Below are 25,384 nucleotides of genomic sequence, written 5' to 3' on the forward strand. Positions count from 1 at the left end.
CGTGGCATGCTTTCGCGGTGCCCTCACGCCGCGGCGTAGCGCCTCATCCGTAGCGTCTCGATTATTTTTTAGCCAAATGCATAAAATTCTTTTCCACTGTCTGGCGGGTGGTAGCCTGCTGGTCTCCGGCGCCGCCGTTCAGGCGCAAACTGTCACCGGCGACGCCGTCGTCAAGCCCGCACCAGCACCCGTATCGGCCAAGGCGCCCGCCGCCGATGCACCGCCTTCCGTCAGCGTGACGGCCGAACGTCCCACGGGCCGCATCGACCGGCAAGTCTACGACGTCAAGTCCGATGTGGGCAGCAGCAACGGCACGGCGGCCGACGCGCTCAACAATGTGCCATCCGTGGCCGTCGATCCCGACGGTTCCGTGTCCTTGCGCGGCAGCAGCAATGTGCAGATATTGATTGATGGCAAGCCGTCGGCCATGCTGCAGGGCGATGCGCGCGGCGCCACCCTGAACGCCATGGCGGCCGACGATATCGAATCGGTGGAAGTGATCAATAATCCCGGTGCCCAGTTCGGCAACGAAGCCGGTGGCGGCCCGATTTTGAACCTGGTGATGCGGCGCAACCGCAAGCCGGGCGGCTTTGCCACCGTCAACGCGAATGCTGGCATCGCCGGGCGCTACAACAGCGCCGTCTCCGGCAGCTACAATGAAGGGCCGTGGGGCTACCAGGGCGGCATCAATGTGCGCCACGACGGCCGCAATTCCGTGGGCGAGGTCAGCCGCGAGCGCCTGGAGCGTGGCACAGACGCGTTCGCCCCCAGCAGCCAAAGCTCCGCCAGCAATGGCTTGAACGACTCGCTGGGCTTGCACGGCACCGTGAATTACAACCTGAACGCGAACGACACCCTGGCCGCAAGCGTGTCGTATAACGGGCGCAGCAACGACCAGCGTTCGCTCGACCGCTACATCAACGGCGACAGCACGGGCAGCACCATCGGCGACTATGTGCGCAGCACCGTGCGCAACGGCGACAGCCGCAACACCAGCTGGGGTGCGCGCTACGACCACAAGGGCGAGTTGCCGGGCGAATCGTTGAAGATCGACCTGCGCGTGTCATCCTCGACCAATGAGAGCGACAGCGATTACGCGAATACTTATGCGGTTGTGCCCGTGCATGCCTTCGACAGCCGCGCGCGCCAGCACAGCGAGACGGGCAACCGCCTCGTCGACTTCAGCGGCGACTACGAGCGTCCGCTGGCGGGCGGCACGGCCAAGCTGGGCTACAAGGTGGCCGATAACCAGAGCAGTTTCGACACTTTATATACGGACATCAACCCGGCCAGCCTGGCGGCAACTGTCAACCCCATGCGCAGCAACCGTTTCGAGCTCGACGAGCGCACCATCGCGCTGTACGGCTCCTACCAGATGCGCCTGAGCGAGCGCTGGGGCGCGCTGGCCGGCTTGCGCGCCGAGTACACGGACTTGAACGTGCGCCAGATCACCAGCGGCGTCGAGGCCGGCAACAATTACGTCAACTACATTCCCAGCCTGTTCGCCACGTACAAGGTCAGCGACGAGAGCAATCTGCGCTTCAGCTATGCGCACCGCCTGCGCCGCCCCAGCGCGGGTGACCTGAACCCGTACGTGGTGTACCGCGACGAGTTCAATGTCTCGGCCGGCAACCCGAAGCTGAAACCCACGCAGACGGATTCGTTCGAGATCGGCTATGAAACGAAGATCGCCGGCCTGGAAAGCAGCTTGCGCGCCTATCACCGCCGCGATACGGACGCCATCGTCGATTACCGCTACTTTATCAGCGACAATGTGCTGCTGACCACGCGCGAAAACGGCGTAGGCAGCCATTCGAGCGGCCTGGAGTTCAGCGTCAGCGGCAAGCTGACCCCATCCTTGACCCTGAATACGAGCGGCAACCTGGCGCGCAGCCAGCAGAGCAGTTCCGACGACCTGGGCAACCGCAGCACGCGCACGGCGAATGCCCTGAGCGGCCGCGCGCGCCTGAATTACCAGTTCGATGCGGCGAACCAGCTGCAGCTGGCCCTGCAAATGCAAGGCAAGATGCTGTCGGGGCAGGGCTACCGCTCGCCGAATAACACTTTGAATGTGAGCTGGCGCCATACGGTGACGCCGCAGCTGAGCCTGGTCATGAACGTGACCGATGTGTTCAGCAGCAACAAGATGGAAACCGTCATCAACAGCGCTTCCCTGCGCGAGACGAGTACGCGCCGGTTTGATGGACGGATGATTTATGTGGGGCTGTCGTACCGCCTCGGCGGCGTGGGATCGGCGAAAGAGGGCGAGCGGGAACCGCGCTTCGGTCCGCCGGGCGGACGGGGGCCGGGTGGCCCTGGCGGTCCCGGCCCGGGTGGGCCGGGAGGCGAAGCAGGTTAGGCCGCCAGCGCGATCTCGTGCAGGAAGTCGATGAAATCGTCCGTATGCAGTTCGAAGCGCCATCCGCCCGTGCCATGTTCGGCGCGGTACACGGGCAAGTCGCCGTCGATGCTTCTTTCTTCCAGGTCCACGCAGTACGGGTCGCCGCCCGCATCGGCAATCACCACCAGCTTCGGCGGCCAGGCCGCGATTTTGCGAAGGCTCACGGCATGGACGGAGTAGCCGTGCTGGGCCTTCACCAGATCGGCCGCGCCGTACAGGTGCAGGCCCTGGGGGAAACGCTTGCCGTCGACATGCACGCGCAGCGGTGAATACCATGCCAGGAAGCGGCGGTAGATCTCCGGCAAGACCCAATGCGCGTCGATCTCGGCCATGTCCGCGGCGCTGGCGAGCGTCAGCCAGTTCGACGGTTGCGCCAGGTCCTGTTCGCGCTGGCGCCGCAGCGCCAGTTTTCGCTCGAGGAAGGTGGCTGCCATTTCCAGGCGCGACAGCGGCCGGGTCAGTGTCTCATGCGTGGCGGGCGCCTTGTAGCCGGCACCATCAGGGTAGCCGTCCGCTTGCCAGGCCAGCACGGCATCGAGCCGCAGCTGTTCTGCCTTCCAGTGGCCGGGATCGGACGGCAAGCCCTGGTCAAACGGCTGGCGGCTGAACACGGCCAGGCTCTTGATCGCCTTGGCGCGCACTTCCAGGCTGGTGGCGCCGGACGCTGCCAGCGCCACCAGCGGCGCATACGCCTCCACGCCTATACTTTTCAGCAAGCCATCGACGCCCCAGTACGCCAGTGTGGGCTGCTCCAGTGCCCAGGCGAAAAAGGCCGCGTGTTGACTGCCTTCCACCAGGTGCACGATATCTGTCATCAAAAAGGTGCGCCAGTGCAGCAGTTGCCCATCGCGCGCATACGCCGTCAGGATATCAATCACGGCCAGCCGGTCGTCGGGCGCATGCTTTTTCAGCAGCCGCTCTTTCAGCCTGGCAAACTTGCTGCCATCCGTTTCGTCAAACAGCTTGCGGTGCAGGGCGGCCAGCGGTGCGACCGCCATCAGACGGCCATCGCCGCCTTGATGGGCGCATGGTGTTCATAGCCTTCCAGCGAGAAATCCGACGGTTCGATCTTTTCCAGCCACTCCGGCTCGTACTTGCCCGTCTTGGCGTAGTCGGGCACGCGCTCGGAAATGATGAAACGGGGCGCCGGGAACGGCGTGCGCTTGAGTTGCTCTTCCACCATGTCGAGGTGGTTTTCATAGATGTGCGCGTCGCCGATGAAATACGTGAACCAGCGCGGGGTGTAGCCCGTCAGGCGCGCCACCAGGTGCAGCAGGGCGGCGCCTTCGGCGATGTTGAACGGTGTACCCAGGCCGATATCGTTGCTGCGCACATATAAACACAGCGAGATTTCGCGCGTGCTGGCGTTCGGGATGAACTGGTACAGCAAGTGGCAGGCGGGCAGGGCGACGGCGTCCAGCACGGCCGGGTTCCAGCCGTGGAACAGGATGCGCCGGCTGCCCGGGTTCGTCATGATCGTATCGAGGCACTCGCGCAACTGGTCGACGGCCTTGTACAGCAGCACTTTTTGCACGCCATCTTCGACGAGGGGGGCGATCAAGGCAAAACCGTTCGCTTGCGCGTCGGCAATCTGCGCGGGCTGGTCGGCATCGAGCAGCTTGTAGGCAGGCCATTGCCGCCATTGCACGCCATACACGGGGCCCAGGTCATCCTCGCCTTCGCGGTAGGGGTTGGCCAGCCATTGCGCGTTTTCATTGGCGTTCTGGTCCCATACCTTGCAGCCCAGCGCGCGGAACTCGGCCGCATTGCGCGAGGCGCGCAGGAAGGCGCACAATTCGCCGATCACGGATTTGAAAGCCAGTTTCTTGGTCGTCACGGCAGGGAAGTTGCCGTTGGCCAAGTCGAAACGCATCATGGCGCCCGGCACGCTCAGGGTGCGGATGCCCGTGCGGTTGTCTTGCCAGCTGCCCGTTTCGAGCACGGTCTTGATCAAATCTTGATATTGCTGCATGTATTTCTCCAACGGTAAGGATGGTGATTGTAACGCAGGCGCGACAGGCGGGCTGCCGTCCGCACACATAAATGCGCTGCCGTTTCACCTGCAAACATGACTCTGTGGTAATTTGTGTGTCCTTCAAGAAATACACAGAAACGGCAGATGCTGCACCATGTTCTTGCGACAATTTGTAAATAATAATAACGCCGCCGTGGTGGAGATGAGCAGGGCCGATTTTCTCAAGGCCAACCTGCGCCTGATCCTGGCCTGGCCCTTGCTGGGGCTGGTCTTGTGCGCGGTGCTGTGGACGGCCACCTTGCTGCAGCTGGAGGCGGAAAGGAAGGTGGCGCAGCAGCAGGCGCTCGACAGCGTGTCTTCCTTGTCGAAAGCGTATGGCCAGTATCTGCTGCGCACGCTGGAACAGATGGACCAGCTGACCTTGCAGCTCAAGTATGAGTGGGAAAATTCGCGCGGCCAGCTACGCCTCGATCAATTGAAGACGCAGGGCATGTATGCCTTGCCGCAATTTGCCATCGTCGCCATCCTCGACCGCAAGGGCCACCCCGTGACGGCCACGGCGCCGCTGCAGCAGCTGCGGGTTAACGAGCGCAGCGATTTCCTGCTGCGCCACTGGCGCAGCAATTCCAGCGCGCTGCGTATCGCGCTGGGGAGGGCCATCGAGGCGGCCCCGGCAACCCCCGGCGCCGACGAAAGCCTCGTGCATTTCACGCGCCGGCTGGAAGACGAGGATGGCAATTTTGACGGCGTGCTGCTCATTTCCATTCATTCCAGCTATTTTTCCGAATTCTACAACAGCGTCAATTTCGGCAAGTTCGGCATGTCCGCCATGGTGGGCGAAGAGGGTGAACTGTTCAGCACGCGCCTCGGTTCGCGCGTCCTGCCGACCCAGAGCGGCCAGGGGACGCCGTTTCTCGACACCAGCTTCCTGGAAACGGAGAGCGGCGCCATGCATTCTGGCGGCAGGATCGCTTTTTCCGACAAGCAAAGCCGCTACGTGGGCTGGCAGGCGCTGAAAGCGTATCCGTTTACGGCCGTGGTCGGCCTGTCGGACGGCGAAATGCTGCACCCCTACGAAGAAACGCGCACCATTTACATCGGCATCGCGCTGGCCGTCTCCGTGCTGCTGCTGGCCTTTGCCGCCGTCGCCACCGTGCTGTCGCTACGCCTGGCGTGGCGCCACCACCAGTCCGAAGGCGTGCGCAACGCTTACCGCATGGCCACCGAAGGCACCAGCGACGGCTTTTACATCATTTCCGCCCTGCGCGGCACGGATGGCAGCATCCTCGACTTCGAGATCGTCGACTGCAACGAGCCGGGCGCCGGCTACTTTGGCGTGCGCCGCGAGCAGTTGCTGGGCATGCGCCTGCAGTCGCGCGCCCACGAGCCGTATTTCCGCGACCTGATCCATAACTACCGGGCCGCCATGCAGTCCGGCTTTTCCGAGGAAGAGATCGAGCTGCCGGAAGGCAACCCGTTCAAGCTGCGCTGGATACGCCGGCGCCTGGTGCGCAGCGGCGACCGGCTGGCCGTCACCCTGCAAGACATCAGCACGGCCAAGGAGCACGAGCGCGACTTGCGCCGCCTGGCCAATGAAGACGGCTTGACGGGCTTGCCCAACCGCTACTGGCTGCAGCAATTCCTGCCCGGCGCCCTGGGGCGCGCCGCCATCGCGCGGCACATGCTGGCGCTGCTGTTCATCGACCTCGATGGTTTCAAGGATATCAACGACACGCAGGGCCACGCCGAGGGAGATAAAGTGCTGCGCGCCGCCTCCTTGCGCCTGAAGGGTGTGCTGCGGCCGGGCGATCACGTGGTGCGCCTGGGCGGCGATGAATTCGTCGTCGTACTCGACCCGGTGGAGGACGACAGCCGTGCCGAACAGGTGGCGCAGCGCATCGCCATCGCCTTCGACGAACCGTTTTACCTGGGCAGCGAACGCCACAAGATGGGCGCATCGATCGGCATCAGCCTGTATCCGCGCGACGGCGCCGAGACGGAAGTGCTGTTGAAGAATGCCGACATCGCCATGTACGCCGTGAAAGTGGCGGGCAAGGGCCATCACCGCTTCTTCCAGCCGGAATTGTTCGAAACCATCCGCAACCGCCGCGAACTGGAGCAAAGCCTGGTGACGGCGCTGGAGCAGGACCAGTTCCTCGTCGTCTACCAGCCGCGCGTCGATGCCATGAGCGGCCAGCTGTGCAGCATGGAGGCGCTGGTGCGCTGGCAGCATCCGCAGCACGGCATGGTGCCGCCGCTGGAATTCATCCCCGTGGCCGAGAGCAGCGGCCTGATTTCGCAGCTGGGCGAAGTCGTCATCGAAAAGGTGTGCCTGCAAATGGCGCGCTGGCAGGCCAGCGGGCTGGAGCTGGTGCCCGTCTCCATCAACGTCTCGGCGCGCCAGTTCGGCCGTGGCGACGTGCACCAGGTGCTGGCGTCCGCGCTGGCGCGCCACCGCATCGATGCGCGGCTGATCGAGGTGGAAATCACGGAATCGGCCATGATGGATGAGCAGAACCGCGCCGTGGAGCAGCTGTCGGCCATCCGCGCGCTGGGCGTGCGCCTGCTGGTTGACGATTTCGGCACCGGCTATTCGTCGCTGTCGCAGCTGCAGAAGTTCGCCATGGATGGCTTGAAGATCGACCGCGCCTTCACCATGGAACTGGGCCGTTCGGAGCAGGGCGAAGTGTTCGTGCGCGCCATCCTGTCGATGGCGCATGCGCTGGGCATGAGCGTGGTGGCCGAAGGGGTGGAGACGCGCGAGCAGCTCGACATCCTGCGCGCGCTGCAATGCAACGAAGTACAAGGCTATTTCATTTCGCGCCCCGTGCCGGCCGAACAGATGCTGGGACTGATGCAGCAGCGCTTTCTGATACCGCTTCCAGCGCCCGTGCTGCCTCCCTGCAGCCCCGTGATTGGTGAGGAAAACAACGCTGTTTCATAAAAAGAGCGAACGTTCGCTTTTTTTTAAAAAATATTATATGCTTCGCTCATGCCGTCAGTGAATTGGAGTTCACGGCGGCAAGAACAGTGCAAGACGGGTGAGGTTGAGCTACCCGAGACAATGTGACGAAGACACTTCATATAATAAAGAGAGACTAACTTGAAACATAAATATCTGCCCCTCCTCATCATTGCCGCGTTCGCCGGCATCTCCTCCACCGCGCAAGCATCGGGCTACCGTTTTGGCTCGCAAAGCGTTTCCGCCCAGGGCACGGCCGATGCCAGCGGCGCCGAAGCGGCCGACGCATCGACCATTTTCTACAACCCGGCCGGCCTGTCGCGCCTGGAAGGCACGCAGTTCGTCGGCGGCGGCACCATCGTCGTGCCACATTCGACCTACCAGGATACGGGTTCGAAGCAGTTCTGGAAGGGTAATCGCACGCCATTCACGGCCACCAAGGATTACGCGCCGGATGCGGTAGTCGCGCCTGCCTTGTATGCCAGCAAAAAGATCAATGATCAATGGACTGTCGGCGCGGGCCTGTTCGTGCCGTATGGCGCCAAGCTCGATTACGGCAATGACTGGACCGGCCGTTATGCGATCACCAATATCAAGCTCGAAGCCATCGCCTTGAATCCTTCGGTGGCGTTCAAGCTGGATCAGCATCACTCGTTCGGTTTCGGCGTGACGGCCGAATACATGAAGGCGGAGCTGGGCCAGGGCGTTGATGTGCCGGGTTCGGTTGCCTTCCTGGGCCAATTTGCGCCAACCGCATCGCAGGCATTCCTGGCCAATATCGCCAAGACGCAAGGCCTGGCTGCGGCGCAAGCTGCCGGCGCCGCGTTGCAGGGCCAGATCAAGGATGGCCATGCCTCCATGGACGGCCACGATTGGGGCTTTGGCTTCAACCTCGGCTACCTGTACCAGCTGAATGAAGGCACGCGTTTCGGTATTGCTTACCGCTCGTCGATTTCGCACAAGCTCAAGGGCAGCACCATCTGGGACTTCTCTCAAGTGACGAGCAATCCTGCCGTGAACGCCTTCATCGCCAAAGCCTCGAACAAGGTCAATTCCGAGGCGCTGGTCGAACTGCGCACGCCGGAAACCCTGTCGGTCAACGCCTTCCACCAGATGGATGATCGTTGGGCCTTGATGGGCGACGTCACCTGGACCCGCACTTCGCGCCTGGAGAACCTGGATATCCAGTTCCCGCCAACGGCCGAAGGTGCCGAGCGCATTCGCCAGAACTGGAAAGACACTTACCGCGTCTCGCTGGGCACCAACTACAAGTACAGCGAGAGTCTGATGCTGCGCGCCGGTATTGCGCACGACCAGGCGCCGGTCCGCAGCGCGGAACTGCGCCACCCGGCCTTGCCGGACAGCGACCGCATGCAGTACTCGATCGGCGCGAACTGGAAACTGAACGCCAATTCCTCGCTGGACCTGGCTTACAGCTTCATCGACTTCAAGGATGCTGACGTCAACTACACAAACGACTGCTCGCCTGTCAAGACTGGCTGCACCGGCAACGGTGAAACCACCAAGGGCCTGTTCAAGACCCGCATGCAGTTGATCGGTCTCGCTTATAACTACAAGTTCTAAGCAGGTAGTGGCGGCCAACCCGGCCGCCATGAAAGGAAAAAAGCGCCTTCGGGCGCTTTTTTTTTGGTGCATGGGGGGCAGACCCTTCGGGTCTGACCCCGGCTTTTCATGGGTTTTGCTTTGTGGTAGCGCGGAAGCTGTCGGGTTACGCGCTGCGCGCTAACCCGACCTACCCGACCTACCCGACCTGCGCTGCTCAGGTCCTGGCGCGCATGGCGTGATCCAGCAAGGTCAAGGCCAGCTGCACGCAGTCGTCCGACAAGTCCAGCAAGTTATCTCCCACATACCATTCCACCACGCTGTGCCCTGGCAGGGCGGCGTGGCTGGCGCGGCCGAACAGCCAGAAGCCGTGGTCTTGCGCCACCTGGTTGCGGATGGCGATGGCCCGCTCGCGCGAGACGGGCAAGTGCAGGTGCAGCATGTTCGCTTGCGGGCTGGCGGGATTGACGGCGATGCTCGGGAAGTCGCGCAGCAGCGCGTACAGCCACTGTGTGCGTTCGAAATAGCGGGGCATGGCGGCGAGGCGGGCGTCGAACTGCATGGCGGCGGCCACCACGTAGGGTGTGCGGTGCACGATGTTGCCGCCCTGGCGGTGAAACCACGCGCGCGCCCGTTCGACGAACGGGCGGCTGCCGGCCAGCATGGCGCCACCGAGACCGCCGATGCCCTTGTACAGCGACACGTAGACGGAATCGAAGCCGCCGCAGATGGCGGGCAGTGGCTGGTCAAAACCCGCTTGCGCTTCCCACAGGCGCGCGCCATCCATGTGTAAATGAATATTGTGGTCGCGGCAATGCCGCTTGATCTCGTTTAACTCATCCCACGACGGGCACTGGCCGCCGATTTCGCGCATCGGCAGCTCGACCTGGGCGGCGCCCAGCGCATCGGGCACGGCGCGCAAGTCATCCACCGTCCACGGACGGTGCGGGTCGCCGATCATCAAACCCTTGAAGTGTTCGAGCAACTCATGGTTGCCCCGCTCGTGGCGCAGGATGTGCGAGGTGGGATGCAGCGCCACCAGGCGCGAACCCCGGTCCTGGCACGCCAGGCGCAGGGCCGTCACTTGCGTCATGGTGCCCGTGATGCAGAACACGGCCGCTTCGAAACCGAGCAGGCTGGCGACCTTGTTTTCGAACTGTTCGATCAGCGCGCCTTCGCCATAGGTGTCGTGCGCGATGTCGTTGGCCTCGCACCAGGCGGCCATGGCGGCGAAGGTGGCCGCTGGCGTGGGCTGGCGGTGGCCCGGCAGGATGGTATGGCAGCGCTGGCGTAGCTCAAGCTCGTTCACGGTAGTTCCTTACAGGGTGGCCGTGGCCAGTTTCGCGCCGAAGCCGATGAACATGGCGCCTACGCCGCCGCCCATGCCGGCCGACAGGCGGCGACGGCGGCGGAAGGTTTCGGCCAGGCGCGCGCCCACAAAGATGATGGCCGTCAGATAGCTAAAGCTGATCACCTGGCAGATCAGGCCCAGGCCGATGAAGGACAGTACGGGCTTTGAAAAGGCCGGGTCGACGAACTGGATGAAAAACGAAATGAAGAACAGGATCGCTTTCGGGTTCATCAGGCTGATGATCAGCGCCTTGCGGAACGGGTCGCTTTCCTTGACGGGAGCCGGTTCGGTTGCCGCTACACCGTCGGCCGGCGCGGGCGCGCGCAGCTTGCGCCAGCAGCCGATCAGCATCTGCAGGCCGATCCAGCCCAGGTAGGCCGCGCCGATGTATTTCACGACATAAAACAGGGCCGGGCTGGCTTTCAGCAGCGAGGCCACGCCGCAGGCCGACAGCACCATCAAAATCAGGTCGCCGGCGAAGATGCCGAAGGCGCCCTGATAGGCGGGCCGCACGCCGCGCTGGGCGGCGACCGACAGCACATACATGGAGTTAGGGCCGGGCAGGATGACGATGAAGATGGTCCCGAGTAAAAAGGTCCAGAAATCGGTGATGCCCAGGTTGGCGTGGAAAAGTGCGTTCATGATTATTCTGCTGGATTGAGCTGTACGTGATGGAATTGCAGTGCGGCCAGGTTCGCATAGATGCCCCCGAGCGCAACCAACGACGCATGCGTGCCCGTCTCGACGATCTTGCCGTCTTCCATGACGATGATGCGGTCGGCCCGCTGCACGGTGGCCAGGCGGTGCGCGATGATGACGGTGGTGCGGCCCACCATGGCCGCTTCCAGCGCCTTTTGCACCAGGCGTTCCGATTCCGCGTCCAGGGCGCTGGTCGCTTCATCGAGCAGCAGCAGGGGCGGGTTTTTCAGCAGGGCGCGGGCGATGGCGATGCGCTGGCGCTGGCCGCCGGACAGGCGCACGCCGCGTTCGCCGAGGAAGGATTTGTAGCCGTTCGGCAGGCGTTCGATGAATTCGTGGGCAGCCGCCATTTTCGCGGCCGCAATGACTTCCTCGTCGCTGGCGCCGGCGCGGCCGTAGCGGATGTTTTCCATGGCGTCGGCCGAGAAGATCACGGTATCTTGCGGCACGATGCCGATGGCGTCGCGCAGGGTGTGCAGGTCGAGCTGCTTGATGTCCACGCCATCGAGGCGGATGCTGCCGCTTTGCGGGTCATAAAAACGCAGGAACAGCTGGAACAGCGTGGTCTTGCCGGCGCCCGACGGACCGACGACGGCTACCGTTTCGCCGGCGCGGATGTCGAGGCTGACGTGGTCCAGCGCGTGGGTGTCCGGACGCGACGGATACGAGAACATGACATCGTCCAGCGACAGCGAAGCGCCGTTCGCGGCGCGCGCGGGCAGCGGCAGGGGCTTGATTGGCGACTCGATTTCCGATTTGACGGCCATCAGTTCCAGCAGGCGCTCGGTGGCGCCGGCGGCGCGCTGCGCTTCGCCCATCACTTCGGACAGGGCGCCGATGGCGCCGGCCACGATGGACGCGTACAGGATGAACTGCCCCAGATCTCCGCCCGTCATCGAGCCTTCCAGCACGGCGCGCGCGCCCAGCCACAGCACGAAGACGATGGTGCCGAAGACCAGCAAAATCGCGATCATGGTCAGCAGGGCGCGGGCGCGGATGCGGCGCATGGCCGTCATGAAGGCGCCTTCGACGGAGTCGCCAAAGCGTTTCGATTCGATTTTCTCGTGCGTGAACGCCTGCACGGTGGGCATGGCATTGAGGATTTCGCCGGCCATGGCCGAGGCGTCGGCGATGCGGTCCTGCGAATCGCGCGACAGCTTGCGCACACGGCGACCAAACACGATGATGGGCACGACGACGAGGATCAGCAAGCCGATGATGATGCCGGCCAGCTTGGCGCTGGTGACGAACAGCATCACCAGGCCGCCCAGGAACAGCAGCACGTTGCGCAGCGCCATGGAGATGCTGGTGCCGACCACGGCCTGGATCAGGGTCGTGTCGGTGGTGATGCGCGACAGGACTTCGCCCGTCTGCGTGGTTTCAAAGAATGCGGGGCTTTGCGTGACGACGTGGCGGTACACGGCGCTGCGGATGTCGGCCGTGACGCGCTCGCCCAGCCACGACACCGTATAAAAGCGCGCCGCCGTGGCCAGCGCCAGGATGGACGCCACGCCGAACAGGGCGAGGAAGACCAGGTCGACATGCTGGATGCTGCTCGAGCCGGCCGCGCCGCCGAAACCCAGGTCGATCATCTGCTTGAACGCGGCGGGGATGGCCAAGGTGGAGGCGGCGGCCACCACCAGCGCGATACCGGCCAGGAAGAACTGCCTGCGGTACGGCGTCAAAAAGGGCATCAAGCCCTTGAAGGCGGCCAGGCTGCCTTTCTTCAGTTCGCGGCTGGTGCCGGTGTCGGGGGACGGTGTGGTTGCGGTGGTACTCGTGCTGCCTGTTTCTGTGCTGGTTGTCATTGTTTTTCGCTTTGATTTACTTTTTGCTTGCGGTACTGTTTATAACTTCATCGGCTGCACGTAGCCCGTCATTTCCAGGTAGGCGCGGCCCACCGGCTGGCCATCGCGCTGCACCGTCACTGCGCCTTCCCAGTACACGGCGCCCGTCGAGCGGCGCGAATCGAGTTCCTGGTCGGCTTGCAGCGGCTTGATCTGCCAGCGCGTGGAACCAGTGCGGATCTCGGTGGCGACCGGGTATTCGGCCTGCGTGCGGGGCGAGCGCCACAGCTGCGTGGGCGTGAAATCGACCTCGCCGGGAGCGAACTGCGTCATCTTGCCGGACGCATCGCGCCATGTCGCGTGCGCCCATAGTTTAGCACCTGTCTTGCTGCGGATCTGGAAGGCCATCAGGGCGCCGCCGTCAGCGAGGTTGGCACCTATCCAGTTCCAGCCGCTGGCATCCGCATCGAGCACCTGGCTCGACCACTCGTGATCGAGCCAGGTGGTGCCCGTCACGACTTCCGGCTTGGCGCCCGCGCGCGCGATCGTGCCACGGGTCGCAAGCTGCGGCTCGCTGTAATAGTAACTGCTTTGCGCGGGTCGCGCGCCCTTGCGCGAGTAGCCGCCGTCACCCTGCAGCAGCACGGGCTGCGTGGGGGCCAGGGTCAGCTGCAGTGTGAAGTCGCGCGCAGCCAGGCTGACCTGGTAGCTGCCGTCCGCTTGCCGCTGCATGCGCCAGTCGTCCAGTTTCACATCCGTGTCGCCCACCTTGGCGTAGGCCAGGCCGAAGCCTTCGCGCGCGCTTTTCTCGTCGTGCAGCAGTTTGCCCACCTTCGGGTCGGACAGGGCCGCATGGCCGATGATCAGCTGCTTCGGCGCGAAGGCGCTGGGGTTGTCCGCGTCGGACGCCGTGGCGCTGCGAAAGAAGGTCACCTGGTAGCCCAGTTGCTCGCCGCCGGCGGTTTTGACCCAGCCCGTGGCGTACCACCATTCCGTTTTATATGCGGGATGGGCGCCGAAATCGTGCGGCAGGCGCAGCGTCTGGCCGGCCGGCAGCGGCGTGACGGGGGCGAAGGCGGGCGGCGCGGCGATGGCGGCGGCGCTGCAGAACAACAGTAGACAAGTTAAACGGCGCATTACCAGTCCTCCCTGACGGCGCGGATGGGGCCAGCGGACAGGGCTTGCCGGCCCGCGATGAGGGCAGTCAGGGCGGCAGCCGTCAGCAGGGCGGCGGCCACGCTGGCGATCAAGGGCCACGGCAGGTGCAGTTGCATGGTCCAGTGGAACGATTGCGGATTGACGATGAAGACCAGCACAAAGCTGATCAACAGGCCCAGAACAAAACCGGTGGCGATGCCCAGCGCCGTCAGCGCGCCGCCTTCCAGCGCCAGGATGGACAAAATCTGCCCGCGCGTCACGCCCACGTGGCGCAGCATGCCGAATTCACGCGCGCGCGCCAGGGTTTGCGCGGAAAACGTGGCGGCTACGCCGAACAGGCCGATGACGATGGCGATCGCTTCCAATAAATAGGTGACGGCAAAGCTGCGGTCGAAGATCTGCAGGCTCAGGGCGCGGATGGCCGAAGGATTCGACACTTCCAGGCTGGCGCCGAAGGGCAGGGCCTTCAGGCGCTGCTGCAGCTGCTCGCCCGTGGCGCCCTTGGCCAGCCACAGGGCCGCATCGCTCACGTCAAGGTCGCCCGTCAGCGCGCGGTAGTCGTCCAACGGCATCTGGATGGCGCCGGAAGAGCGCGCATAGTCGCGCCAGATGCCGGCGATAAAGAACTGGTGCAAGCCGCCCGCCAGCGGCAGGGCGATCTGCTGGCCCGGTTTGACGTTGTACAGGTCAGCCGCCGCCTCGGACAGCCACACGGGCCGGCTGCCTGCTGGCACGGGCAGGGTGTCGCCCACCAGTACCATGCTTTTTCCCGGATCGGCCAGGTTGACGGGTCGCGCCAGCAGCATCACGTTCGGGCGGTCTGGCGCCAGCGACAGCGAGCGCAGGCGCTGAAAATCCACCCTGGCCACGCCGGGCAAGGCGCTGATGGCGGCTTGTTCGCGTGGATTCAGGCCCGCCGTGCCGCCGCTGGCGGTCGTGCGCGTATACACGTCGGCCGGCAAGATCTGCAACAGCCAGTCATCGACGGAAACGCGGAAACTCGACACCATGATGGCCATCGCCACCATCAGGCTAAAACTCGACAGCACGCCACCGAGCGCGATGCCGGCCTGGCCGGAGGCATTCGCCAGGCGGGCCAGGGTCAGGCTGCGTACGGGCGCGTGGATGCTCGCGTCCGTACGCAGCCAGGCGCGCTGCAGGAAACGGAAGACCACGGCCGCCAGTTGCGGCATCAGGGCGATGGCGCCGATCAGCAGCAGGGCGATGGACAGATAGCCGAACAGGGGCAACTCGAAGACGGGTGGCAAGAACGTCAGGGCGCCGGCCAGCAGCAAACAAGCCAGCGCGGGCCAGGTTTTCGCCAGGCGCGTCGTCACGACTTCTTCGCTACCTGATTTGAGGGCGATGGCGGGGGCGGCGCGCGCCGCTTCCAGCGCGGGCGCCGCGCAGCCCAGCAATGCCACGCCGAGGCCAAGGGCAAAATACACGAAGGCGGCGACGGGCGTGAATTGCACCTGCGGCTGCACGCCCGCGAAATAGCCGGCGCCCAGGTCGCCGCCGAAGAAGCGCAGGGCGACAGCGGCCATGGCATAACCGCCGGCGATGCCCAGCGCGGCGCCGACCACGCCCAGGCTGGCGCCTTCCAGCAGTACCTGGCGCAGCAACTGGCCCCGCTCCATGCCCAGCACGCGCAGCAGCGCGAACTGGCCGCGGCGGCGGATGACGGACAGCGCTTGCGTGGAAAATACCAAAAAGGCGCCCGTAAACAGGGCCACCAGGGCCAGCACCGTCAGGTTGACCCGGTAGGCGCGGCTGAGGTTATTGTTGCGGCTATTCTGGTTTTCGTCATTCGGCTGGCCCACCTGGAAACGCCCCGGGTATTGCGCTTCCAGTGTGCGCGCGAGATCCGCCTGGAAGGCGTCGCGGTTGACGCCCTGGCGCAGTTTCAGATCGATGCGCGACAGCTTGCCCAGCTTGTTGAAGCGCCACTGCGCCGCGCCGATATCCATCACGGCGATGCGCTGGCCGGCGCGCGTGCGCTGCAGCGAGCCGGCCACGCGCAGCGGCACCTGGCCCGTGCCCGATTGCAGGGCAATCGTGTCGCCCTGCGCCACACCGAGCCAGCGCAAGGCGGCCGGCGATAAAAAGATGGCGTCGTCGGCCAGGGTGTCGAAAGGCTGGCCGTCGGCGGGCGCGCCGATCAGGTCGGGCGAGATGAAGCCGGCGCGGAAGACGTCGAGCGCCAGGATGTGCAGCGGGCCGCCGTCTTTCTTGCCTGCTACGCCGGCTTGCAGTTCCAGCACGGGCGAGGCCACGGCCACGCCGTCGCGCTGCGCCAGCCATGGGTAGATGCTTTCATCGAACAGCGCTTCGCGCCCGGCCACCTGCACGTCTGCCTGGCCGGACAGGCTTTTGACGGCCGTGGAGAATTCGTTGAAGGCGGCCGCGTTGATCAGGTGGATGGCAAAGCCCAAGGACACGCCGATGGCGATGGCGAGTATGGCGACGAGGGCGCGCACGGGATGCGCGCGCCATTCGCCCAGCAGCAGCCAGCGCGACAGCAGGCGCGTCGTCGCCGGGCTGGCCAGCGGCGCACTCAATTCAGACATTCGACGGCCAGGCGTTCGCCGGCGCGCCGCACTTTCAGTTGCGCCGCGTCGCGGTTCTTGTCGCCTGCGCCGACGGCGTCCTGCGCCGCCCATTTCTGCTCCAGGCGCAGCTTGGCGCAATGCTTGTCATGCGTTTCCTTCTGCCTGGCGGCCCGTTCGCGCGCCTGGTCTGCCAGATTTTCCTGCTTCTTGCGTGCCGCTTCCAGTTGGCTGGCCACCCGTTCCTGGCGCGTCGCCGCGCCCTTGTCGACGGCAGGCGGTGGCGAGGGGATTTCCAGGATCTGCAGCTGGCCGCCCGTGCATGGCGCGGCGCTGTAGCTGGTCTGGCCATCCTGCACGCATTTGTAGACGTCCTGCGCGCCAGCCTGGCCGGCCAGGCCCGTGCAGATGGCGAACAGGAAGAACGGTACTCTCACAGGATCTTCCCCGGATTCATGATGTTCTGCGGGTCCAGCGCCTGCTTCACGGCGCGCATCAGCTGCAGTTCCAGCGGCGACTTGTAGTGCGCCAGGTCATCCTTTTTGAGGGCGCCGATGCCGTGTTCGGCCGAGATGGAACCACCAAAAGCGTGCACCTGGTCGTGCACGATGCGGTTGATGGCGTCCTGATTGGCCAGGAAGTCGCGATCCGTCATGCCGGCTGGCGGCGCCACGTTGTAATGCAGGTTGCCGTCGCCCAGGTGGCCGAAGCACACCAACTGGCAGCCGGGGAAGGCCGTTTCCAGGGCCACGTCCGTGACGGCGATGAAATCGGCGATGCGGGAAATCGGCAGCGAGATATCGTGCTTGATGTTCTTGCCCGCCTGCGCCTGCGCCAGCGGAATATGTTCGCGCAGCTGCCACAGGCCTTCGGACTGCGCCACGGAACTGGCGACGACGGCGTCTTCAATCAACTCGTCTTCCAGGGCCGCGCCGATGCTCGCTTCCAGCAATTCCACGGCGTGCGCCTCGGACTGGCTGCTCGATAATTCGAGCAGCACATATTGGCCATGCGGCTCGGCGAAAGGACGCGGCAGCTGGGGGAACTGCTGCTCCACCAGTTGCAGACAATACTGCGACATCAGTTCAAAACCCGTCAGGCTGGCGCCGCAATGGTCCTGCATCAGGCTTAATAAACGCAGGGCGTGGGCGGGCGAGGGCATGGCGGCCAGCGCCGTGATGCAGGCTTTCGGCTGCGGGTACAGTTTCATCACCGCGCCCGTGATCACGCCCAGGGTGCCCTCGGCGCCGATGTAGAGGTCGCGCAAATCGTAGCCCGTATTGTCCTTGCGCAGGCCGCGCAAGCCGCTCCAGATCTCTCCCTGCGGCGTGACCACTTCCAGGCCCAGGCACAGCTCGCGCGTATTGCCGTAGCGCAGCACGGCCGTGCCGCCCGCGTTCGTGGCCAAATTCCCCCCGATGGTGCAACTGCCTTCGGCCGCCAGCGACAGGGGAAACAGGCAGCCGGCGGCGGCTGCCGCTTCCTGGATGGTTTGCAAAATGCAGCCCGCATCCACCGTGATGGTGCGGTTGACGGGGTCGAGTGCGCGGATGCTGTTCAGGCGCGCCAGCGACAGCACGATGGCCGTGCCGGCAGCGTCCGGGATGCTGCCCAATACCAGGCCCGTATTGCCGCCTTGCGGCACGACGGGAATCTGCCATTGCGCGCAGGCGCGCAGCACGCCTGCCACTTGTTCCACCGTGGCGGGGCGCAGCACGGCCAGGGCCTTGCCGGTAAACCTGTCGCGCCAGTCGGTGAGGAAGGGCGCCATGTCGGCGTCCAGGGTGAGGACATAGGTGTCGCCCAGCAGGTTGCGGCAGGCGGCGAGGAAGTCGGCTTGGTCACTCATAGTCTGTTCGATCATTTCTTGATGCTCACTTTATTCACTTTTTCCAGCAGCTCTTTGGCCATGCGCTTGGCGGCCTTTTTGTAAGGACGCAGATACAGCACGGCGCAGAAGAAGTAGATGCAGACGATGGCCGCCTCGCCCCAGGCCATCATGGCGGAGACGGGATTCGTGTCGCTGTAGCCGCGCACCACGCCCTCTGTAAAATACAGCAGGATCACCATCGACGACCATTGCAGGGTGTACACGTCGCGCTTGATGACGCCGTACAGGGGAATGAACAGGGGCGCCGCCTTCAGCACGACCCAGGAGCCGCCCGGCTGCAGTGGCGCGACGACGGTTTCCCACAGCAGGCACCAGACGATCAGGGTGACGAGGCTGGCGATGGCGCCCCAGTGAAAATACTTGTGCAGTGTGCCGTGCATCATGCGCCTGCCAGTTTTGCGGCGCTTTCCGCCAGGCGCCGGCCCAGGGCGATGGCCAGGCGTTTTTCATCGTCGCTGAGCGCCTTGTCGCCATCGATGCCTGACCAGTGCGTGGCGCCATATGGCGAGCCGCCCGTGGACGTCGTCATCAGTTCAGCATGCGTGTAGGGCAAGCCCATGACCAGCATGCCGTGGTGGAAAAGGGGGATCATCATCGACAGCAGGGTCGATTCCTGGCCGCCGTGCAGGCTGCCCGTGGACGTGAACACGCAGGCTGGCTTGCCGGACAGGCTGCCAGCCAGCCAGTCGCTGGCCGTGCCATCCCAGAAGTACTTCATGGCGGCGGCCATGTTGCCGAAGCGCGTGGGCGACCCCAAGGCCAGGCCCGCGCATTCCTGCAAGTCTTCCAGTTCCACATAAGGAGCGCCATCAGGCGGGACTTCCGGCGCCGTCGCTTCCGTCACCGTGGAGACGGCGGGCACGGTGCGCAGGCGCGCGTCGCAGCCAGGCACGCTTTCCACTCCCTGGGCTATCAGCTCGGCCAGCTGGCGCGTGGCGCCATGGCGTGAATAAAACAATACGAGAATAATCAGATTGGTTGGCTTCATCATTGGTATTATAGGGCGCTTTACAGCCTGATACGACTGCTGTCATGGCGCCGTTCTGATTTTGCACATGTTTTCAAAATATATACTCCCCATCTTTCAATACCTGTGGCGCGCCCTGAGCATGGGGCTGGCCGTCGTGCGCGGCCTGACGTGGTCCGAAACGCGTGACCTGCTGCAGTTCGCGCGCCGCCGCGTGCGCGAGGAAAGCCTGCCGCAAGTGGCCGGCAGCCTGACCTTCGCCACCGTGTTCGCGCTGGTGCCGCTGCTCACCCTGGCCCTGGCCATCTTCACCACTTTCCCCCTGTTTAATACCTTCCGCCACGCGCTGGAAGACTATTTCGTGCAAAGCGTGATGCCCAAGGGGATATCGAACACCATCCTCGACTACCTGACGACGTTTGCCTCGAAAGCCACGCGCCTGTCGGCCATCGGCGCGGGCGCCCTGATCGTTACCTCGGTGGGCATGATGGGCTTGATCGAGCGCGTCTTCAACCGCATCTGGCGCGTGCGCCAGGAGCGCCGCTGGACCAAGCGTTTGCTCGTGTACTGGGCCATCGTCACCCTGGGGCCGCTGCTGGTGGGTGTCTCGCTGACGGTGACCTCGCGCCTCTTCATGGCCACCAGCGGCGTGGTGGGCGCCGTGCCTTTCCTCGGCGCCGTGTTTTATACCCTGGTGTCGATCGGCCTGACCATGCTGGCGTTTACCCTGCTGTACATCGCCGTGCCGAACCGCGACGTGGACTGGCGCGACGCGGCCTGGGGCGGCTTGCTGGCGGCGCTGGCGTTCGAGGTGGCCAAGCGGGGCTTCGGTGAATTCATCCAGGAGTTCCCCACGTATTCGCGTATCTATGGCGCGCTGGCCGCCTTGCCGCTGTTCCTCGTGTGGATATACCTGAGCTGGATGATCACCCTGGTGGGCGCCTTGCTGGTGGCCGCCTTGCCCGTCGTGAAATACGAGCGCTGGTGGTACGAGGCGGCGCCGGGCAGCGAATTCGTCGACGCCGTCGCCATCCTGAAGGTGCTGCATCAGGCCTGTCACTGCGCCGATTCGGCCCTGGTGGGCGCGGCCGAGATACGCCGCAGTACGCGCCTGGGCTTCGAAGAGATGGAAACCCTGCTCGATAAGATGGTGCAGCAGGGCTGGGTGGGACGAGTCAACGTGGATGGCGCCGTGCGGGTGCAGTGGGGCAAGCGCGTGGCCGACAGCTCCGACCACTGGGTCTTGCTGGGCAATGTCAACCGCATCAGCCTGGCCGATGTCTATCGGCTGTTCGTCTTCGGCGGCATGCGCGTCAATTCCGGCTATCCGGCCGGTTCCACCAATGAGCGCGACATCAAGGCGGCCATCGATGCAGCCGCGCTGGCGGCGCAGGTGGAAAACGCCGTGGAGCAGGGACTGGGCCTGACCCTGGCGCAGCATTTTGGGGAAGTGCGCTGCGCCTGACGGTCGATCAGGTGTGCAGCCTGTCATAGAGCAGCGCATCGAGCGCCCCCGTCAGCGTATTGCCGTCTTCGTCGAGCAGCGTGTAATCCTGCTGACTGTCGCCCAGCGAGGCGCTGCCCTCGATGCCGCACACCAACTGGTACGTGGCGTCATCGATCGCCAGCTTGATCAAGGCCAGGACTTGTACACGCTGGGCCTCGGCCAGTGCCAGACCGTCGAGCAGGGTGCCAAGCCGGGTTTGCCCCAGCCGCCCCTGCGCATACAAGGCCAGCAGTGACGCATTGGATGCGACGACATCATCGATGAATTTTTTCGCGTGCATGGATACCTTGTATTGGAAAAATCACAGCAGCACGGGCCGCAAAGCCGCCTGCAGGGCCACTTTGCTGAACGCGGCCGCATCGGACGCGCGCACCACGCCCAGGTAATATGTGTCTTCGCCACCGTGCAGGTTGACCAGGCGCAGCTGATGCGGCGCCAGGTGGCCGGCAATGGCGGCCAGGCCCTCGGCCATGGCGTCGCCATCCTCGCGCTGCGCCCACGAAAAATCGCGCAGCGCGGGCAGGCCGATATGCTGGGCGATGCGCGGTACTTCATCGACTGATTTCCAGTCCAGCGTGGTGCCGTGGCCCAGCGCATCGGCGGCCGTCGACCAGAGCAGGAAGAAACACGCGGCCTCGGGCGAGTCGCCTTCGTATTCTTCTTCCGGGTCGTCCTCCGCCAGCTCTTCCAACGTGATGTCGACGCAACGCGCGGCCAGTGCCGCATCGCCCAGCAAGAGCAGGGCGGCCATGCTGTGCAACTGCTCGCGGTCGGCCTGTGCCAGGATCTGCGCCGGCGTAAAGCTGTTGCGTGGCACCGCTTTCTTCTTGCCAAGTCCCATGGCCTCGCTCAATTGCGCCGTGATGGCCGCCTTGAAGTTGTCCACGGTGTCGAACTGTTCCAGCAACTGGCCCGTGAAATCCATGCTCCAGGCCATGCCCTCCTTGACGACATATAAAAATTCGCTTTGCACGGCCACGCCGCGCAGATGGTGGGCGGGCGGATACAGCGGCGTAAACGCCTGCTTGCCATCCAGGGTCAGCATGCAGGCCAGGCCTTGCGCGTCGATGGCGAAGATCAGGTTCTTGCGCAATTTGGGCGGCGACGACGTTGTGGCGGAATCGATGGCTTCGTACTGGCAGGGCGCCAGCAGCTCGCCGCGGCTGTTCGCCAGGCCAAACAGGAAGCGGCCATCGATGCGCTGGCTGATGATGGCGATTTTCTTTTTCGTGCCAAAATCCTGCACGGCGCTGTAGGCAGTCGGTAGCACTACCTTGCCGGTGGCGTCAATCACGCCGCAGACATTGCGCTCGTCATCGTGCGTCTGGCGTTCGATATCGATACAGCCATCGTCGCGCTGGCCGATCTGGTGCACGCTTTCGAACAGCAGCGCACCATCGGGCAGGCGCAGCAAGCGGCTGGCACCGTCCGGATCGATCTGCTGCAGCAGGTGGGGGCTGATCACGTACAGGGCGCCGGGGGCGGGCGGCAGCACCACGGTGCCGTTCAGATCCAGTACGCCGTGTGCGTCGGGGTGGGCCATCGTGGCAAACGTGATCCAGCCGTCGTCCGCGTGGCGCGCCCCCAGTGCCGTCACATTCAGCGACAGCGGCACGATCCAGCGCCCATACGGCGTGACCAGGCCCAGGATGCCGGGCTGCCCGGCCTTGCTCACTTCATAGCACAAGGCGTCTTCCACCCATGCCCGTACTTCGAGGCCCTGCAGGAACGGTACATCTTCCGCATCGAGTTCCTCGACATCGGCCAACTGCGCATCAGCCGTGGCGGACCAGTAGCCGGTCGCAGGCGATGCGGCACCGGCGGTCAGCAGGGGCGTCAGGGCTTCCTTGTCGCCGTGCAGCAGGGCAAGGTGCAAGGCTTGCGCCTCGGCGCGCAGAGCGTCGAGCGCGGCGGCGTATTCCGGCGTGTCGATATCGTGGGGGACCAGCTGTACGCAATCGAGGATCAGCCACCCTTGGCCGCCCGCCAGCAGGGTGCTGATGGCGCTGCGCGCGACGATGGCGGCCGCGTCGCGCGGCTTGTCCATCAGCGCGCACAAGGCTCGCCAGCTGGCCTGCGCCTGCGCCATTGGCGCGGCCAGCACGCAGGCGCAGTCTTCGCCATCGCCGTAGATGGGCCAGGCGACAGCTTGCGTGCCGGCGCCGACGAGCAGCTTGAACAGCGTAGGTACGTCCAGCCGCCATTCGGCCAGGCCGGTAATCGTCTCGGTGTCGAAGCCGGCCTGGCCGGGCAGGAAGGCGGTGCTGAACAGGGCTGCAGTGTTGATCATGGATATTTATCTGAAAGTGAACGGGGGATTCAGGGCGCTGGCGGCATGACCCAGTGCGCCAGCGCGCTGCGCTCCAGGCCCAGGTGTTTGGCCACGGCGGCCGCCTCGAAGGCCCACAGGCCGTAGTAGCCGCCCAGGCCGTGTGCGCGCAAATGGCCGTTGAACCAGTCTTCGCGTACCAGCGCGGTGTGCCAGCTGGCCAGGTAGTGCCGCAGGTGTTCCAGCTGCTGCGCGGGATCGTCCGCGTCCAGGCACTCGAACAGGGCCGAGTAGGGCTCGGCGAAATACCATTCGTCGACGGCGGGACGCTGCGGATCGATGGTCGCCAGCAGCGCTTCGTATACGCCATCTTCGCCATCGAAGGCCGTCTGCAGGGCGGCCAGGCGGGCAGCCAGGTCGTGGCGGCCGAACAGCAGGGCGGCGCCCAGCAACTGCAGGGTGCGTGCGTAATCCGTCAACTGTTCGAAATCAAAGGCGGGCAAGGCATCGTCATCGTAGGCGGCGGCCAGGGCCGCGCGCGCCGTTTCGCAGGCGGCGATGGCCGCTTCCAGCGCCGTTTCCACGTCAGGCAAGGGCAAGCCTGCCGTGTAGCGCAGCGAGAAGACCTGGTACGCCGTGCTGGCGGCTGCGCATGCCCAGTAGGCGGCGTCGCCGCCATCGATTTCCGCCTGCGCCTGCGCGCGCCGGTAGGCAGCCAGCAGGGCGTCGAGGTAAGGCAGGTTGCGGCCAAAGTCGAACGCAGTGCCGAACGTCTCGGGCGGCGTCTGGCGCGGCGCGTGGGGCCAGGGCGTGGACGAAACCGGGCAGGTGGCGGCGCATTCGCGCTGGATGGCCCAGTCGGCGAAGATTTGCTGCAGATACTGCGCCGTTTCGTCGTCGTGGACGATGGCGCCGACGCCCACCATGGTCGTACCCAGCAGGGTGTAGCCAGGGAAGCGGCTGCTTTCGTAGGCGATGGTGGTCACGCTCTGGATGGTCCTGCCGTCGCTCAGGTCGCGCACGCGGAAGTACACGTCGTCCCAGCCGGCCAGCGGTGGCGCAGGCGCTTCATTTGGCAGGGTGCTCCAACTGCCGTCGTCCTGCTCTTCATAGGCGTCGAGCAGCTCGTCGAGGCCGCCGGGGCGGTCGATGCGGTTGTTGGCGTCGTATTGCAGATCCAGTTCGGCCGCGAAGGCTGCCGCGTGGCGGCCCTCGAAGACCAGGTACTGGGAGCTCGTGGTGCCGACCAGCAGATCCGTGTGCTGGCCCGCCACGACGAGGGCCTGCGGCAGCCGGCACCATTGGTAGTACGGAATGCCGGCCATGGGGCCGCCTTCGTCCGCCAGCGGGTTAGTGAAGCGCAGCTGTTCCAGCCATTTATAGCGTTCGTGCCGCTGCGCTTCCGTGCCGCTGCCGCGGCCAGTCAATTCTTCAAACAGGGTATTCAACAACATCATCCGTCTATCCTAAAAAAGTCCGTGTGGCGGGTGCTTATGCCGCTGCCGTTTGCGCAAACGCAAACAGCGCGTCGAGCACGGCGTCCGGTTGCTCGGCCATCAATTCATGTCCGCTGTCGACCTGCACCACCGTGCCATGCGCGATGGCCGCTGTCAGCAGCCTGGTCGACTTGGGTGGCGTCATCATGTCGCGCGCGCCAAAAATGAATACAGTGGGGCAGTGTACCGAAGCGGCGGCGATTTCGCCGTTCGCGTAGGCGTTGCAGGCGAAAAAATCCGTGTGAAACACGTGAGCGGGATTGAGGGCGGCGATGCGCTGTTTCAAGCGCCGCGCGCCGCCCATGGCGTAGAAGCCTGGGCCGGGGAACGAGGGCTTTTGCGCGATCGACGAATGTGACCAGATATTGACCATGTCGATGGCCGCCTGTTCATCCTGGAGCGCCGTTTCCAGCAGCGCCGGCGAGACCTTCATCGGGTAGGTGGAACCGAGCATGGCCAGGTGGCTGACGCGATCCGGCGCCAGGTACGCCGCTTCCAGCGCGATCAGGGAACCCATGCTGTGGCCGATCAGCATTGCCTTGTCCGCACCAGCGGCGTCCAGCACGGCCAGTATCCAGCGCGCCAGTTCTGCGACATTATCCTTTGCCGTACCCAGGCTGCGTCCGTGGCCCGGCAAGTCGACGGCCAGCACGTTCCAGCCGTGGTGGGCGAAATAGCGCGTTTGCAGGGCCCACACGGAATGGTCGTTCTGCGCGCCGTGGATGAAGACGGCCGTGGGTTGATCCGGGTTGTATGCTTTGCCACCCGTGTAGCAGTAGGCCGTGGTGTTTTCGATGGTGAATAACATG

At 64.6% G+C, this 25,384-nt stretch carries 19 protein-coding genes; 4 read left to right on the plus strand and 15 right to left on the minus strand.

The genetic code is table 11. The features are described from left to right. Positions 1 to 76 precede the first annotated feature (76 nt). Positions 77 to 2,359 (plus strand): TonB-dependent receptor domain-containing protein, encoded by a 2,283-nt coding sequence (locus tag ACP7EG_RS05960; protein ID WP_426086839.1) that lies wholly within the window; start codon positions 77 to 79, stop codon positions 2,357 to 2,359. Here the strand turns inward: ACP7EG_RS05960 and ACP7EG_RS05965 are convergent. Next, complete coding sequence (locus ACP7EG_RS05965) at positions 2,356 to 3,399, minus strand: SMI1/KNR4 family protein (protein ID WP_426086840.1); 1,044 nt, start codon at positions 3,397 to 3,399, stop codon at positions 2,356 to 2,358. The two genes, ACP7EG_RS05960 and ACP7EG_RS05965, sit on opposite strands and share 4 nt — an antisense overlap. Further along, the gene (locus ACP7EG_RS05970) at positions 3,399 to 4,373 is read right to left on the minus strand and encodes a thymidylate synthase (RefSeq protein ID WP_426086841.1); all 975 of its coding nucleotides are present in this window, start codon (positions 4,371 to 4,373) and stop codon (positions 3,399 to 3,401) included. Before ACP7EG_RS05970 ends, ACP7EG_RS05965 begins: the two co-directional genes overlap by 1 nt. 205 nt (positions 4,374 to 4,578) lie before the next feature. Between ACP7EG_RS05970 and ACP7EG_RS05975 the strand changes: the two genes are divergently transcribed. Together ACP7EG_RS05975 and ACP7EG_RS05980 are read left to right on the plus strand one after the other, a co-directional pair. Then, positions 4,579 to 7,320 (plus strand): bifunctional diguanylate cyclase/phosphodiesterase, encoded by a 2,742-nt coding sequence (locus ACP7EG_RS05975; RefSeq protein WP_426086842.1) that lies wholly within the window; start codon positions 4,579 to 4,581, stop codon positions 7,318 to 7,320. 159 nt (positions 7,321 to 7,479) lie between these two features. Further along, positions 7,480 to 8,922, plus strand: a complete 1,443-nt coding sequence (locus ACP7EG_RS05980; RefSeq protein WP_426086844.1) for an OmpP1/FadL family transporter — start codon at positions 7,480 to 7,482, stop codon at positions 8,920 to 8,922. A gap of 196 nt (positions 8,923 to 9,118) precedes the next feature. On the opposite strand, the gene ACP7EG_RS05985 is transcribed toward ACP7EG_RS05980, so the two are convergent. From ACP7EG_RS05985 to wrbA, 9 genes are read right to left on the minus strand one after another with little or no spacing between them, the layout of a single operon-like run. Beyond that, a complete protein-coding gene (locus ACP7EG_RS05985; protein ID WP_426086845.1) occupies positions 9,119 to 10,210 on the minus strand; it encodes a threonine aldolase family protein in 1,092 nt (363 codons plus the stop codon). 9 nt (positions 10,211 to 10,219) lie between these two features. Next, on the minus strand, positions 10,220 to 10,894 hold the full coding sequence (gene leuE / locus ACP7EG_RS05990; RefSeq protein ID WP_426086846.1) for a leucine efflux protein LeuE: 675 nt from the start codon (positions 10,892 to 10,894) through the stop codon (positions 10,220 to 10,222). 2 nt (positions 10,895 to 10,896) lie between these two features. Then, entirely contained in the window at positions 10,897 to 12,759 is a 1,863-nt protein-coding gene (locus ACP7EG_RS05995; protein ID WP_426086847.1) for an ABC transporter transmembrane domain-containing protein, read from the minus strand. Between the two features lie 39 nt (positions 12,760 to 12,798). Continuing rightward, positions 12,799 to 13,875 (minus strand): lipocalin-like domain-containing protein, encoded by a 1,077-nt coding sequence (locus ACP7EG_RS06000; protein ID WP_426086848.1) that lies wholly within the window; start codon positions 13,873 to 13,875, stop codon positions 12,799 to 12,801. Next, positions 13,875 to 16,466, minus strand: a complete 2,592-nt coding sequence (locus tag ACP7EG_RS06005) for an FtsX-like permease family protein (protein WP_426086849.1) — start codon at positions 16,464 to 16,466, stop codon at positions 13,875 to 13,877. The genes ACP7EG_RS06000 and ACP7EG_RS06005 overlap by 1 nt, the downstream gene beginning before the upstream one ends. Continuing rightward, on the minus strand, positions 16,454 to 16,882 hold the full coding sequence (locus ACP7EG_RS06010; RefSeq protein ID WP_426086850.1) for a DUF4124 domain-containing protein: 429 nt from the start codon (positions 16,880 to 16,882) through the stop codon (positions 16,454 to 16,456). Before ACP7EG_RS06010 ends, ACP7EG_RS06005 begins: the two co-directional genes overlap by 13 nt. Next, positions 16,879 to 18,294, minus strand: coding sequence for an FAD-binding oxidoreductase (locus tag ACP7EG_RS06015; RefSeq protein WP_426086851.1), 1,416 nt, complete (start codon positions 18,292 to 18,294; stop codon positions 16,879 to 16,881). Before ACP7EG_RS06015 ends, ACP7EG_RS06010 begins: the two co-directional genes overlap by 4 nt. A gap of 11 nt (positions 18,295 to 18,305) precedes the next feature. Further along, the gene (locus ACP7EG_RS06020; protein ID WP_071077034.1) at positions 18,306 to 18,716 is read right to left on the minus strand and encodes a DUF2069 domain-containing protein; all 411 of its coding nucleotides are present in this window, start codon (positions 18,714 to 18,716) and stop codon (positions 18,306 to 18,308) included. Next, positions 18,716 to 19,324, minus strand: a complete 609-nt coding sequence (gene wrbA / locus ACP7EG_RS06025; protein WP_426087144.1) for an NAD(P)H:quinone oxidoreductase — start codon at positions 19,322 to 19,324, stop codon at positions 18,716 to 18,718. Before wrbA ends, ACP7EG_RS06020 begins: the two co-directional genes overlap by 1 nt. A gap of 67 nt (positions 19,325 to 19,391) precedes the next feature. Here wrbA and ACP7EG_RS06030 point away from each other — a divergent pair, with 67 nt between their 5' ends. Beyond that, on the plus strand, positions 19,392 to 20,768 hold the full coding sequence (locus ACP7EG_RS06030) for a YihY family inner membrane protein (protein WP_426086852.1): 1,377 nt from the start codon (positions 19,392 to 19,394) through the stop codon (positions 20,766 to 20,768). Positions 20,769 to 20,775: 7 nt separating this feature from the next. Here ACP7EG_RS06030 and ACP7EG_RS06035 read toward each other — a convergent pair whose 3' ends face one another. From ACP7EG_RS06035 to ACP7EG_RS06050, 4 genes are read right to left on the minus strand one after another with little or no spacing between them, the layout of a single operon-like run. Next, positions 20,776 to 21,090 carry a hypothetical protein gene (locus tag ACP7EG_RS06035; protein ID WP_426086853.1) on the minus strand — a complete coding sequence of 105 codons (315 nt, stop codon included), beginning with the start codon at positions 21,088 to 21,090 and terminating at the stop codon, positions 20,776 to 20,778. Between the two features lie 21 nt (positions 21,091 to 21,111). Next, entirely contained in the window at positions 21,112 to 23,100 is a 1,989-nt protein-coding gene (locus ACP7EG_RS06040; RefSeq protein WP_426086854.1) for a DUF6630 family protein, read from the minus strand. Between the two features lie 29 nt (positions 23,101 to 23,129). Beyond that, a complete protein-coding gene (locus tag ACP7EG_RS06045; RefSeq protein WP_426086855.1) occupies positions 23,130 to 24,536 on the minus strand; it encodes a PoNe immunity protein domain-containing protein in 1,407 nt (468 codons plus the stop codon). A gap of 34 nt (positions 24,537 to 24,570) precedes the next feature. Further along, on the minus strand, positions 24,571 to 25,383 hold the full coding sequence (locus ACP7EG_RS06050; RefSeq protein WP_426086857.1) for an alpha/beta fold hydrolase: 813 nt from the start codon (positions 25,381 to 25,383) through the stop codon (positions 24,571 to 24,573). Between the last annotated feature and the right edge of the window lies 1 nt (position 25,384).

The sequence above is a fragment of the Janthinobacterium sp. PSPC1-1 genome (assembly GCF_049897625.1).
Classification (GTDB): Bacteria; Pseudomonadota; Gammaproteobacteria; order Burkholderiales; family Burkholderiaceae_D; genus Janthinobacterium; species Janthinobacterium tructae.